Consider the following 13,783-nt stretch of genomic DNA (forward strand, 5'->3'; position numbering starts at 1 on the left):
GAGGAGACCCGCTGCTGGAGAAGACGGCGGGTCTCGTCGCGTGTGGCTCTACCTGGGACGGGTCATTCGTTGACAATTAACCATCGATGATTGACACTGCCCCATTTTGGCATATTGACACTATGGTATTCCCAAGGAGTTTTCATTTTGAGCGACAATACCACGAACGCCATCACCATCCTTGGCCTGGGCCCGGGCGATCCCGGTCTGCTGACGCGGGAGGCCTGGCAGGCATTGTTACAGGCGGATGAGGTCCATCTGCGGACGGAGCAACATCCCGCGGTCGCGGGCTTTCCCGGGCACCTGGTCGTGCACAGCTTCGATCACCTGTACGTTGCCAACGATGATTTCAATGCTGTCTACCAGGCAATCGCAGCCGAGGTTGTCGCGCTGGGACGCCGGCCCCAGGGCGTTGTTTACGCCGTGCCGGGCGATCCATCGGTGGGTGAGACTACTACCCAACTCATCCGGTGGCAAGCTGAGAGCGCGGATCTTCCGGTGCGCATTATCTCCGGGATGAGCTTTTTGGAACCGGTCTGCCGGGCACTGGAGATCGATTCCCTGGATCGCGATGGCCTGCAACTCCTGGATGCCATGGTGGTGGCGACCAGCCACGCGCCCCCCTTCGACCCCTCGCGCCCAGCGCTGCTGGCCCAGTGCTACAGCCGGCCCCTGGCCAGCGACGTCAAACTGACGCTGTTGCACAGCTTCGATCCCCGGCATGTGGTCTTTGTGGTGCAGGCTGCCGGGACGGCCGATGAGAAACTGTGGGAAATGCCTCTTTTTCAATTGGATCGACGGCCCAACTTCGACCATCTGACCTCTGTTTACCTGCCGCCGGCTGGCCCGTGTGCTTCCTACGGTCGATTGCAGGAGATCGTTGCCCGGCTGCGGGCGCCCGATGGCTGTCCCTGGGACCGGGAGCAAACCCTTCAGTCCTTGCGCCAGGATCTGTTGGAGGAGACCTACGAACTGCTGGAGGCGCTCGACAGGGACGACGACGGCGAATTGCTTGAGGAGTTGGGCGATACAACCCTGATGATTGCTATGCTGGCCCAGATCGCCTCGGAGGAAGAGCGCTTCCGTTGGCCGGAGGTGATGACTCATATCAACGAAAAGCTGATCCGCCGCCATCCCCACGTTTTTGGCGACGAGAAGGTGGCTGGCACCGAGGATGTGCTGGCCACCTGGGCCAGGATCAAGTCTGAGGAACGCTCGGCTGCGAACGGGGGAAAGGCGTCGTCGCCGTTGGAGTCGGTGCCCACGGCATTGCCTGCGCTATCGCTGGCGAGCAAGTATCAGAGCAGGCTGGCTCGTGCCGGCATGGACCTCACTCTGCCGGACGGGGAGCCGATCGCCGTGGAGCTCTGGCAGATCGTGGTGCGGGGACGGGAGGTCGGGATCGATGCCGAGACCGTCCTGCGCGAGTTTTGCCAGGCAGTGGCCGGGGGAGTGGACGCCTCAATGCTGTGATGTTGGGGGACAATTCCGATCTGGGGCCAACGCATCCAACCGTGTTGGCCCGGGGTGAGAAAGCCCGGAATGACGGACCGGCTATTCAGGCTTTTGCAGTTGTTCGCCTAGCTCGATGCAGTCGGCGATCAGCGTGGTCAGGTTGGGCTCGGTGAAGCTGACGCATGGCGCTGGTTTCCGGTTTTGTTTGAAGCAGGCCAACCCCGTCCTGGGGGCTCCGGTCAGGTCAGGGTCAGGCCAAAAGCGCCTCTTCCCGCTCCCGGAAATAGGTGGCTGTTTGCATAACCATATCGTCCAGCAAGGCTTTGTCCGGCTTGCCGTGCATAGCGGGGTAGGGGTCGCCGCCCGGGCCAAGTGGTTCGGGGGTGACGAATTTGCCCGCGGCGTTGAAGCCGATCAGGTACAGCGCCATAATGATAGTGTCCAGATCCATCGACCCCTCGCCCAGAGCGCAGCGATTGCTGTCGGCCAGATGAAGATTGGCAAGCTGTTCGCCCGCATCCATCAACGCTTCTCCGATGTGTGCTTCCTCCGCCTGCATGTGATACACGTCGCCGTTGATATGAGCCACACCTGGATGGTTGACCGCAGCGATGTACTTTTGGGCGTCAGCAATGGTGTGAACAAAGCTGACTTCTGCGGAACGGATCGGTTCGATGGCCGCTTTGATGTCGTGTTCAACGAATAGATCGGCCACAAGTTCCAACGTTGCCACGCTTCGCTCGAACTCTGTTTCATCGTAGGGCTGGGGACGGCCAACCGCGCCCGGCACGACCAGCAGGTACTTTCCGCCCACGGCGGCGGTAAATTCGATTTCGCGTCGCAGGTAATCAATCGCCGCCTGTCTTTGTACGGCCCGGTTGCTCGACAGGTCGTTATCGAACGAAAACATGCCGCACACACCCGATACCTCAAGGTCATACTCGCCAAGGATCCTCAGGCTTTCATCGACCCTGTAGCCCAGGTCTGGCCCGTAGTGATTGCCATGCAGCTCGATGAAGCGGATACCCGCTTTCTGTAAGCGCGCCGCGGAGTCGGCCAGAGTTTCTATGCCAAATCCCCAGTTGCTCCAGGAGAGGTTCAACCTCTTCTCAAGCCTTTCCGGTCGACTCTTTTTCATATCCAGAAAGGCTGATCTTACTACTTCGGTTTTTTCTTCGAAATTCTGTTTCTTCACAGTTTTCTCCTTTCGGCACTGCTCACTGAGTAGGATCAACAGGAATCCAGGGGGTATCAGGATGCCTGTCGCCCTGTGCGGCAAGATGCAATCTTGCCGGGGAAAAATCGCATTTTATCCTACATTTGGTAGCATCAACGAAACTTCGGCTTTATCGGTGTCATGCTGACCGCAAAGGATAGTGTAAACTATTTTCTGTAAGATGACATCAGGCAGGTCATGGTATATCCCGTGGTGACCACCAATTCACTTGAAAGCGAGAACAGCCATGATCTACCAGGACCATTGTACCTTACCAGAGGGGTTTTTGGAACAGATCGCCATGCAAGGATTCGATTATCCTTGAGCCACGCTGTATTGGTCGACACCACACCTACATTACTCTTACAGAAACAAATTTGCATTATCCAAGTCGAAAAGTTGCTGACTTTGATCCAGATCATAGTCAGGTGATTGCTTCTGTGCTAACATGAGGAAAGAAGGTCGGTTTGCGGAAAATCAGGCTGCCCGACATTGCATTGGTCTGAATTACCAGCAGTGGGAAAGGACTGAAATCTCGTGAATTCCATGCCCAGCCTATGGCCTGTCGTCCTGCTGGCCACATTGTTGGCGCTGGCGGCCTGTAGCGGTGGGATGCCTGTTGCACAAGAAAGGCTGCCTGTGCCGACGGTGGCTTTCTCCAGCACGCCCATGCCCCTTCCCACACCTGCATCGACGAGCGCACCCGCGCATACCCCCACGTTCACGTCGACACTCATCGTTACACCCTCTCCCACATCAACGGCGACCTCACCACCCGCACCCACACCGACGCCAACGCAGGCACCGACGTTCACGCCCTCTCCGGTCCCGCCTTCTGTCACACCGACGGCTACAGATGTCTCCCTGCCAGCGACGCCTGTTCCTACCTTCACACCGGCGCCACCGCAGCCACCAGCCAGGCGCTTCGCTGCCATCGGCTCCGCCCAACCTGACTTTTCTCACCCTTGCCCAGGTTGTCCCAAGGCGCATGGCTACATCACAGGCCGGGTAGTGGATGTCGCCGGCAATCCCCTGTCTGGTGTGCGACTGGTTTGCTTCAATGACTGGCATCGTTATCCGGTCGTCGCCAGCAAAGGCGGCGGCGAGTATGACTTCCCCATCCTACAGGCCGAGGCGGTCTGGTTTGTGGTGGTTGTCGACGAACATGACCAGCCGCTGAGCGAAGAAGTTCCCGTCAGATTCAATCCACAGGAAGCTTGCTGGTATCGTCTCGAGTGGCAGCGGACCGACTGAAGCATACCGGTGCTGCATCAGCGGCACGGGCGAAAAAGTGGCAGCATTACGCTGACGCAGACCTTCGGGATGTGTGTCGTAGCGGGTCAGCGCGTCAAGTTGGCTGAGAGGGCTCCGCAGCGCTGCTGACGGGCATTGGGGTTGATGGCCCTGGGGTTGATGGATTCGCCAAAACCCGCAGAACGCTTCCTGACGCCTCCTGGGCCTATTGCAACCGCTACGAATCCCCCCTTCAACAGCAACTTGCGCCATTTGCGGCATTGGGGTAGAATAGTTATTCAAGATTGAGCGCCGGCTCTGCCAGCAGCATACTTCGCTCTAACCCTACAGCAACGAGGCACTGCCCCTACCGCAACGAAGCGACTTGGCTTCGTTTGCCCGGTAGGGTTTTTTTTCTCCCCATGAGGTGCCATGTTGATCGATTCGTCTTCCCGTTTTCCCGGATTGCCAGAAAAGCAGGGTCTCTACGATCCCCGCTACGAGCGGGATGCCTGTGGCGTAGGTTTTGTGGTCAATGTCAAAGGCCGGAAATCCCACCAGATCATCCAACAAGCCTTGACCATCCTGCTGAACCTGGCCCATCGGGGTGCGCGCGGCGCGGAATCCAACACCGGGGATGGCGCCGGCATCCTCTTTCAGCTTCCGCATCTCTTTTTCCAGCAGGTTTGTCCTGCCGCCAACATGGAGTTGCCCATGCCTGGAGAGTACGGCGTGGGCATGCTTTTTCTGTCTCCTGACGTCGCCAGCCGCCGCGCGGCAGAAACGGCCGTGGCACAAGTGGTGGAGGAGGAGGGCCAACAGCTCCTTGGCTGGCGCACGGTACCCACCGAAGCTGCCTCCCTGGGTGCTACAGCCCGGCTGGCAGAACCGCTCGTGCGACAGGTCTTCATTGGCCGCAATCCCGGCACATTGACCGCCGGCGATGCCCTGGTCTTCGAGCGCAAACTGTTCGTCATTCGCCGCAGGCTGGAGAACCTGGCGCGCCGGCCCGACTGGGCCGGCGGCCATCCATTCTACTTCGCCAGCCTCTCCAGTCGCACCATTGTCTACAAGGGCATGTTGCTGTCGGAGCAGGTCAAGGCCTTCTTTCCCGACCTGGCCGACCCGCGCCTGGAAAGTGCCCTGGCTGTGGTCCACTCCCGCTTCAGCACCAACACCTTTCCCAGCTGGGAGCGCGCCCATCCCTATCGCTACCTGATCCACAACGGTGAGATCAACACGTTGCGCGGCAATATCAACTGGATGCACGCCCGCCAATCGATGCTCGAGAGCGATCTCTTCGGCGACGACCTGCCCAAGATCCTGCCCATCATCGATCCTGACGGCAGCGATTCGGCCATGTTCGACAATGCCCTGGAGTTCCTGCATCTTGCCGGGCGCACCTTGCCTCACGCGGTGATGATGATGATCCCCGAGCCCTGGTCGAAGCACCAATCGATGAGCGACGGGAAGAGGGCCTTTTACGAATACCATGCCACGCTGATGGAGCCATGGGATGGCCCGGCGTCTATCGCCTTCACGGACGGTGCTGTGGTCGGCGCTGTTCTGGATCGCAACGGCCTTCGACCCTCTCGTTACTACGTAACCGAGGATGACCTGGTCGTTATGGCATCGGAGGTTGGCGTACTGGATATTCCACCGGAACGGGTGCTGCACAAGGGCCGCCTTGAGCCAGGCCGCATGTTCCTGGTGGATACGGAGGAAGGCCGCATCATCGACGACCAGGAATTGAAACAACGATATGCCACGCAGTACCCATATCGCGCATGGCTTGACCAGCATCTGGTTCCCCTGGAGGACCTGCCCGATCCACCGGTCATGGATGGCCTTCGGCACACCGACGACATCGACGAGCCACCGGTTTTGCTCCAGGGAGCTGTCAAGACCGGGCATCGAGCCATCGTTCAGATGCAGCAGGCATTTGGCTACACCTTTGAGACCCTGCGCGTCTTTTTGGCTCCCATGGCGGAGAAGGGCATCGAGCCTCTTGGCGCCATGGGCAACGATACACCGCTGGCTGTGCTTTCCGACCGGCCCCAGTTGCTCTTTAACTACTTCAAACAGCTCTTTGCTCAGGTCACCAACCCTCCCATCGATGCCATTCGGGAGGAACTGGTGACCTCGACCATGGTAATGATGGGCACTGAGCAGAACCTGCTGGAAACTAAACCTGAGAACTGCCATCAGGTTCGGCTGAAGACACCCATCCTGACAAACGCTGAGATGGCCAGGCTGCGGCACATTCGGGAGCCGGGGTTCAAAGCCAGGACTCTGTCGACGGTTTTCAGGCTGGCCGATGGCGGTGCTGGCCTGGAGCAAGCCCTCGATGATCTTTGCCGCAAGGCCGAGGAGGCTATCGCCCAGGGTGTTAACATCCTGATCCTTTCCGATCGCGGGGTCAGCCGCGAGTTGGCGCCAATCCCTGCGCTGCTGGCCCTTTCCGGGCTACACCACCATCTGATCCGTGAGGAACTGCGCACCCAGGTCGCCCTGGTGGTCGAGTCGGGTGAGCCCCGGGAGGTGCACCACTTTGCCCTGTTGATCGGCTACGGTGCCACGGCCATCAATCCCTACCTGGCCTACGAGTCCCTGCGCGATATGATCGACGAGGGGCTTTTGACCGGCGTCGACTACCACAAGGCTGAATCCCAGTACATCAAGGCGGTCGTCAAAGGGGTGGTCAAGGTGCTCTCTAAAATGGGCATCTCGACGATGCAAAGCTATTGCGGAGCCCAGATTTTCGAGGCAGTGGGACTGAGCCAGGCGCTGGTTGACACCTATTTCACCGGGACGCCATCCCGAATCGAGGGCATTGGCTTGAACGAGGTCTTCCAGGAAGTGCACACGCGCCACCAGTTGGCTTTCCCGGAGCGCTTCTTCAATGGCAAGACCCTTCCGGCAGGTGGCGACTATCAATGGCGCCACGGCGGTGAGCGCCACGTGCTCAACCCGCGCACCGTCCATACCCTGCAACGGGCCTGCCTGACCGGCGATCACGACACTTTTCTGGCGTTTGCCGACATGATGAACAACCAGGAAACGGAGCACAATACGCTGCGTGGCCTTCTGGCGCTCAAGCCCTGCCAGGAGCCGGTTCCCCTGGAGGAAGTGGAGTCGGTGGACTCAATCTGCCGCCGCTTCAAGACGGGGGCCATGTCCTACGGCTCCATCAGCCAGGAAACCCATGAGGCACTGGCCATTGCTATGAACCGCATCGGTGGCAAGAGCAACACCGGTGAAGGAGGTGAGGACTCAGCCCGCTTCCCCGCCATGGACCCGCTGACGGGTGAACCTGTTTCCGAAGGAGACAACCGCAGCAGCGCTGTCAAGCAGGTAGCCTCGGGCCGGTTTGGTGTTACCAGCAACTACCTGGTGAACGCCCGGGAGCTGCAGATTAAGATGGCCCAGGGCGCGAAACCGGGGGAGGGGGGCCAGTTGCCGGGACGCAAGGTTTATCCCTGGATCGCCAGGGTGCGCCACTCGACGCCTGGCGTTGGTCTTATCTCGCCGCCGCCCCATCATGATATCTACTCCATCGAGGACCTTGCGGAGCTGATCCACGACCTGAAGAACGCCAACGAGCGGGCACGCATCAACGTCAAGTTGGTGTCAGAGGTGGGCGTCGGCACCATCGCTGCCGGCGTTGCCAAGGGCCATGCCGACGTGATCCTGATCAGTGGCCATGATGGGGGTACCGGTGCCTCGCCACAGACCAGCATCAAACACGCCGGGTTGCCCTGGGAACTGGGGCTGGCCGAAACGCACCAGACACTGGTACTCAACAACCTGCGAAGCCGGGTGGTACTGGAGACCGACGGGCAGCTGCGCACTGGACGGGACGTCGTCATTGCGGCATTGCTGGGCGCCGAGGAATATGGCTTTGGCACCGTTGCCCTGGTCACTCTGGGCTGCATCATGATGCGGGTCTGTCACCTGGATACCTGTCCCGTGGGCGTTGCCACCCAGAACCCTGAGCTGCGCAAGAAGTTTGCAGGCGATCCCCAGTATCTGGTGAACTATATGCGTTTTGTGGCCCAGGAGATGCGAGAATTGATGGCCAGCCTGGGTTTCCGCACAGTGGACGAGATGATCGGGCGCACGGACAGGCTGGAGACCCGTCAGGCTGTAGCCCACTGGAAAGCCCGGGGGCTGGATCTTTCCAGCCTGCTCTATCGACCCGAGGTGCCGGATACGGTGGGCCGTTACCACCAGATCAACCAGGATCATGGCCTGGACGACGCGTTGGACAAAAAAGTGCTGCTGGATCTCTGCAAGCCAGCCCTCGATGGCCAGAAAGAAGTACGCGCAAAGCTGCCCATCTGCAATACTGACCGGGTTGTGGGCACGATTTTGGGCAGCGAGTTGACCCGTCGCTTCGGCGAGGAGGGCCTGCCCGAGGATACGATCCACCTGACCTTCCATGGTTCGGCCGGTCAGAGCTTCGGCGCCTTTTTACCGGCAGGAATCACCTTGGCCCTGGAAGGTGACACCAATGATTACCTGGGTAAGGGCCTGTCAGGTGGCAAGATAATCGTCTATCCGCCGGAGGAATCGGGCTTTGTGGCGGAGGAGAACGTCATTTCGGGCAACGTGGCCTTCTATGGCGCGACCGGCGGCGAAGCCTACGTGCGGGGGCTGGCAGGCGAACGATTCTGTGTGCGCAACAGCGGCGTCGATGCGGTAGTTGAGGGAGTCGGTGATCACGGTTGCGAGTACATGACCGGTGGCCGGGTGGTTGTGTTGGGCAAAACCGGGCGCAATTTTGCCGCCGGCATGTCGGGAGGCGTCGCTTACGTGCTGGACGAAAAAGGCGATTTTGCCGGTCGCTGCAATCAGGCCATGGTGATACTGGAGCGGCTGCAGGACTGCACAGCGGACGAGATAGCAGGCGTCAAATGCATGATAGAAAAGCACGCCGAATACACGGGCAGCGCTCTGGCCTGGCGGGTCCTGCTGCGCTGGAATGAGCTGGTAGCCAGGTTTGTCAAGGTTCTCCCCAGGGACTACAAGCGCATGCTGGAGGCCTTCGCAGAGATGGATGCCGCCGGCCTCGCCGGTGACGAAGCAGTAATGGCGGCGTTCGAGAAGAACAGAGACGATTTGACCCGCATCGGCGGACAATAAGAAAGAGAGGAGACGCTCTGTGGGAGAACCGACTGGATTCATGGAACATGAGAGGGAACTGCCGGCCCATCGTCCGCCGCTGGAAAGACTGGCAGATTGGTCGGAGTTTGATCTGCCCTTTCCGGACGAAAAACTGCAAGTCCAGGGCGCCCGTTGCATGGATTGCGGCATTCCCTTTTGTCACGCCGGTAGACTGATCAACGGCATGACCGCGGGCTGTCCCATCAACAATCTGATTCCGGAATGGAACGATCTGGTCTATCGCGGACTCTGGAAAGAGGCTTTGATCCGCCTGTTGAAGACCAACAATTTCCCTGAGTTCACCGGGCGGGTCTGTCCAGCGCCCTGTGAGGGCTCCTGTACGCTGGGCATCAACGAGCCGCCGGTCACTATCAAGAGCATCGAACATGCCATCATCGACCGTGGTTTCGAACAGGGTTGGATACAGCCGGAGCCTCCTGCCCTTCGCACCGGACGGCGGGTCGCAGTGGTTGGGTCCGGGCCGGCAGGGCTGGCATGCGCGGCACAACTCAACATGGTCGGCCACAGCGTCACTGTCTACGAACGGGCCGACCGTATCGGTGGGCTACTGATGTATGGTATTCCCAACATGAAGCTGGATAAGGGCATCGTGCAGCGCCGTGTCGATCTGATGGCCGCGGAGGGGATCACCTTTGTCACCAACACCGAGATCGGCAAGGATATCCCCGGTCAGGAATTGCGAGAGCAGTTCGACACCGTGGTTCTTTGTGGTGGCGCCACAAAACCGCGCGATCTGCCGGTCGAGGGACGGGACCTGCAAGGCATTCACCTCGCCATGACATTTTTGCGGGATAACACCAAACGACTGCTGGATGGGGGTGGCGGCGCTGTCCACCTTTCAGCCAGGGATCTGGATGTGATCGTCATCGGGGGAGGCGACACGGGTACCGATTGCGTGGGCACTTCCCTGCGCCAGGGTTGTCGCAGTGTGGCCCAGTTCGAAATCCTGTCGGAGCCGCCGGGCGAGCGTCAGCTGGACAATCCCTGGCCGGAGTGGCCTCGAATCCTGCGCGTCGATTACGGCCAGGAAGAGGTCATCGCCCGCGATGGGTCCGACCCGCGAAGCTATGACATCATGACCAAGACCTTCGCGGGGGACGATCAGGGCCGAGTCAGGGAAGTACACACTGTCCAGGTCGAATGGGTGACCGGAGACAATGGCAGCCGACCCTATCCCAGGGAGATCCCCGGCACCGAACGGGTGTGGCCAGCTCAATTGGTGCTGTTGGCCATGGGGTTTCTGGGCCCGGAGGACACCTTGCTCGACCAACTGGACGTTGCACGGGATCACCGGTCCAATGCCAGAGCGGCCTACGGCCATTTCTCCACCAGTGTGGCGGGGGTCTTCGCCGCCGGCGACATGCGCCGGGGCCAGAGCCTGGTCGTATGGGCGATCAACGAAGGCCGCGGCGCCGCGCGCGAGGTGGACCGCTATTTGATGGGGGAGACCAACTTACCCTGAGGGGGATCAACGCCACTCATTGAGCCAGCGCACCTGGCCGGGCCATTGGTTGGCGACAGCTATCGCCTGCACGTGCACTCCCGTGCCCCGCAGGACGGGCACCGGGATGCCGTTGGCCCCGCGGCGGTAGGTGATGTTTGGGAACTGCGGGTCTCCCAGTTGTGGGTTGAGCGAGCCCACCTTTTCGGCAGTCGCCCAGAGAATGAATTGATTGAGCGAGATGCCTTGCTTACGCGCCCAGGCTTCGGCCTCTTGTTTCAGTTGCTGGGGAAGATTCAGAGAATATCGCGCCATTTCACTCCTCAAAGGTATTCACTCTTGATGTTGTAGAATACATCGTTTCGCACATCGCTCCATGTGTCAATTCTCAAGCCAGCGTTCGGAAATACGGATGCGTTGAAGATGTTTCTTTGCCTGTCCACTTGACAAGAAGTCGGCAAAGGAAAGGCGCTGTGGATATTCTGGGAACCACAGCGCCTTCATGACACAGCTAAATCGATTTTCTGGCTCTATTATTGTCCGGCAGGCACCGGTCCCGCCCGAGACTGGCTTTCGGTGGGCTCGGGCAGCGGTTCGCGATACAATGGCTGCTCGAATGCAACCATGGTGGTTCCAACTATCTCGCCATTGCCGGTGATATCGATAGTTTCCAGGAAATACCAATGGTCCCTGCCTGATCGGGCTTTGCGATCGATCCAGGCATAGGTGTTGCCCCCGCTGCTGCCCGGTGTCGGGCTCGGAATGAGGGCGGCGTTCAGCCGCACTTTGCGTCCCTCCAACCCGTCAGATCGATACAGGTTGAAACCCAGGTGATCGATCTCGCTGACGGTCTCCCAGGTCAGATCTATGCCCTTTCTGCCCGGCTTGGCCTCGAAATAGGCCAAATCCACCGCCAGGGGAACGCTGTAGATCGTCTGAGTCATCGTGAATGGCTTGGCGCCATCGACCGACATGTTGTGGGCCCACAGCTGCCAGATCGTGTCGCCCCAGGCCTTGAGCTGGGAAAAGAAGGGGTCGGTCTGAATGATGTACGAATCGTTCTCGGGCGACGGTGGGGGCAATGTCAGGTTGCCTGTGCCGTTGATCTCATCCCGCAAGAACTCGACGAACTCGCGACTGGTGGTCTGGTAGTACAACGTGAGCTCCACGTCAGCGGCGCCCTCGCCAATGTTGATTGACACCTGATCGTAGCCGCCGGCGTTCTCCTCCGCAGTGAAATAGTCCTCGGCATCGTCGCCGTGCCATCGGGGAAGAATGAGCCGTTCCGCGGCTTCGTTCAGATCAAACCCCCTGGGCGGGATGCGGTTGTCCTTGTAGCGATCATCCGCCAGTACCATGTGGAAGGACTCATCCTCGCCTGTCAGGCTGCTGGAAGGATGCACCTCATAGACCAGTTCGTCCACGTAGCGCTGGTTGACCTCAAGGGGTTCAGGAATTGGCACAACAGGTAGTGAAGGAGGTGTTGGATCTATATAGGGATAATTCAATCCCTTCAAGGTACCGGCAGTGTAGTCATAGGGATTGATTTCCAGAATCAGCTCTCCTGCGGCGTCATATGCCTTGATGTTCACGAACATGCGCCGGCCTTCCGGATAGCCTGAAATCAGCTTGTGGCCGGTGTAGTTTACGATACGAAAATCCAGGTCGCCGCTGGACCGGCCGTAGGTGACTTGATCGAGGGGAATGGCTGCGGCCTGCACCAGCTGCTGCCTGGACCGGTCTACCCCATCCAGCAGCATATCAGGGTCCAGTCCCTCGCCGGCGGTCATGTCCAGCGTCAGCACAGCGGGACCCTGGTTGAACAAATCGTAGTTGGTCTGATCGTAGTTGGGGGAGCCTGGCACAGCACTGGCCAGCATCCAGGCTACCCAGGCGCTGCCGCCAGTCATGTCGTGGAACGGCTGACCACTGTTAGGATGTTCGACGCTCTCGGTCGTCGCCGGATCCCCGGTGCGATAGAGGCCTTTTCTGCCGGTACCGGCCCGGCCTTCCACATCGGGAAGGTGGCAATCCTGGCACTTGGCGATGTAGTTGTTGGCATACGAGGTCTGGAATGTGGCAGGATCGTAGGGGCCTTCCCCGGGAGCGCCTCCCTCCGCGGCAAAGGCAGATGCCATGAACTCGGAAAAGGTTCTTTCGATGTGAAAGTAACTGTAGGCCGGGTTTACTTCGGACGGCAAGGGCTCGGCCGGATCCTCTCCCAAATTCGCCAGCACCGGATTGGAGACGTCGTGACAGGAACCGCAGAAATAGCGGCTCTTGTGATAGCGGCTGTAGCCGGGATTGTGGGATCGCGATTCAGCATCGGCAAAAGGAGCTCGCTTGAAACTGCTATCTGACGTAACGAAGAATTGACCACCGCCATTCTCATCGTAATCTTCAGGCGGCTGATTGTTCTCAAAAAAGGGAGCACCGTTGAAGAACTGGATGCCCTGAGCCAGGGTGGCATCGCTGGCATAGGTGGCGGCTGCGGCTGCGGTCGACGGCGTGCCGCTGGCGTCGGTTTCATCCCAGTACTGCACCCACTCTTCGGGATCGATCTGGTCGTTGCCATCCAGATCCCCTTCGCGCGCACCGGTGGCTGTCTCATCGAAGAACGGATCCCACATACGATGGCAGAAGTCGCACTGGACCCCATCGTAGTCATCACCGGCCATCAGCGAGGCATTGGGCGGATCGGAACGTCCTTCCAGCCAGCCCTTGGGAAAATGACAGCGTTCACAGAGATCCATGGCGTTGGGTGTGCCGGTGAAGCGGATCGAGTCCTGGCCGGCAACCGTCATGGCGGCAAAGAACAGGGGGTCTCGGGCCGCCTGTGCCATCATCGAGCCTATCCAGGGGCCGACAGGTTCTACCAGATCCCCTTGATGGCAGTTGGTACACTGGCGAAGATCCTCCAGAGCCACCTGGTTGGGTTGGGTCCCTGGAATACGGACCAGGGGATCATCCTCGACGGGTATGGGGTCCCAGGCGCCAGCCGCGATCAGGGACATCGAAAAAAGTACAAGAACGAGCAACAGGATCAGTGGCGTTTTTCGTACCATGCTAGACTTCCCTCCGATGCGACATACAAAAAAAGGAGCCGATACCGTACTCCCATTATAGAGGGTGGCAGGATGTTTGTCTATGATCTGGATCATAAAGTATCAAGAGCTTTGTGCGTTGACACACTGGTTGGCCGTAGCAGACCAACCGACAACTTGATAAATTCCCCGCACACCAGGAGGAGC

At 59.4% G+C, this 13,783-nt stretch carries 7 protein-coding genes; 4 read left to right on the forward strand and 3 right to left on the reverse strand.

Annotated features, from left to right (window positions below; genetic code table 11):
* Positions 1 to 147: 147 nt before the first annotated feature.
* Positions 148 to 1,473, forward strand: coding sequence for a MazG family protein (locus U9R25_06070; GenBank protein ID MEA3335458.1), 1,326 nt, complete (start codon positions 148 to 150; stop codon positions 1,471 to 1,473).
* Between the two features lie 232 nt (positions 1,474 to 1,705).
* Here U9R25_06070 and U9R25_06075 read toward each other — a convergent pair whose 3' ends face one another.
* Entirely contained in the window at positions 1,706 to 2,650 is a 945-nt protein-coding gene (locus tag U9R25_06075; GenBank protein MEA3335459.1) for a sugar phosphate isomerase/epimerase family protein, read from the reverse strand.
* A 567-nt stretch (positions 2,651 to 3,217) separates the two neighbouring features.
* Here U9R25_06075 and U9R25_06080 point away from each other — a divergent pair.
* The 3 genes from U9R25_06080 to U9R25_06090 all read left to right on the forward strand — a co-directional run bounded on the left by U9R25_06080 (position 3,218) and on the right by U9R25_06090 (position 10,553).
* Positions 3,218 to 3,925 (forward strand): hypothetical protein, encoded by a 708-nt coding sequence (locus tag U9R25_06080; protein MEA3335460.1) that lies wholly within the window; start codon positions 3,218 to 3,220, stop codon positions 3,923 to 3,925.
* A 411-nt stretch (positions 3,926 to 4,336) separates the two neighbouring features.
* Positions 4,337 to 9,049 carry a glutamate synthase large subunit gene (gene gltB, locus U9R25_06085; protein ID MEA3335461.1) on the forward strand — a complete coding sequence of 1,571 codons (4,713 nt, stop codon included), beginning with the start codon at positions 4,337 to 4,339 and terminating at the stop codon, positions 9,047 to 9,049.
* Between the two features lie 19 nt (positions 9,050 to 9,068).
* Positions 9,069 to 10,553, forward strand: a complete 1,485-nt coding sequence (locus tag U9R25_06090; protein ID MEA3335462.1) for a glutamate synthase subunit beta — start codon at positions 9,069 to 9,071, stop codon at positions 10,551 to 10,553.
* A 6-nt stretch (positions 10,554 to 10,559) separates the two neighbouring features.
* On the opposite strand, the gene U9R25_06095 is transcribed toward U9R25_06090, so the two are convergent.
* Positions 10,560 to 10,847, reverse strand: coding sequence for a hypothetical protein (locus U9R25_06095; protein MEA3335463.1), 288 nt, complete (start codon positions 10,845 to 10,847; stop codon positions 10,560 to 10,562).
* Positions 10,848 to 11,065: 218 nt separating this feature from the next.
* Positions 11,066 to 13,597 carry a multiheme c-type cytochrome gene (locus U9R25_06100; protein ID MEA3335464.1) on the reverse strand — a complete coding sequence of 844 codons (2,532 nt, stop codon included), beginning with the start codon at positions 13,595 to 13,597 and terminating at the stop codon, positions 11,066 to 11,068.
* Between the last annotated feature and the right edge of the window lie 186 nt (positions 13,598 to 13,783).

The organism is Chloroflexota bacterium, from assembly GCA_034717495.1.
Classification (GTDB): domain Bacteria; phylum Chloroflexota; class Anaerolineae; order JAAEKA01; family JAAEKA01; genus JAYELL01.

Bases quoted from the DNA above. Each gene is read 5' to 3' on its own strand.
- U9R25_06095 (MEA3335463.1), bottom strand. From the start codon at position 10,847: ATGGCGCGATATTCTCTGAATCTTCCCCAGCAACTGAAACAAGAGGCC.
- U9R25_06100 (MEA3335464.1), bottom strand. From the start codon at position 13,597: ATGGTACGAAAAACGCCACTGATCCTGTTGCTCGTTCTTGTACTTTTT.
- gltB (MEA3335461.1), top strand. From the start codon at position 4,337: ATGTTGATCGATTCGTCTTCCCGTTTTCCCGGATTGCCAGAAAAGCAG.
- U9R25_06080 (MEA3335460.1), top strand. From the start codon at position 3,218: ATGCCCAGCCTATGGCCTGTCGTCCTGCTGGCCACATTGTTGGCGCTG.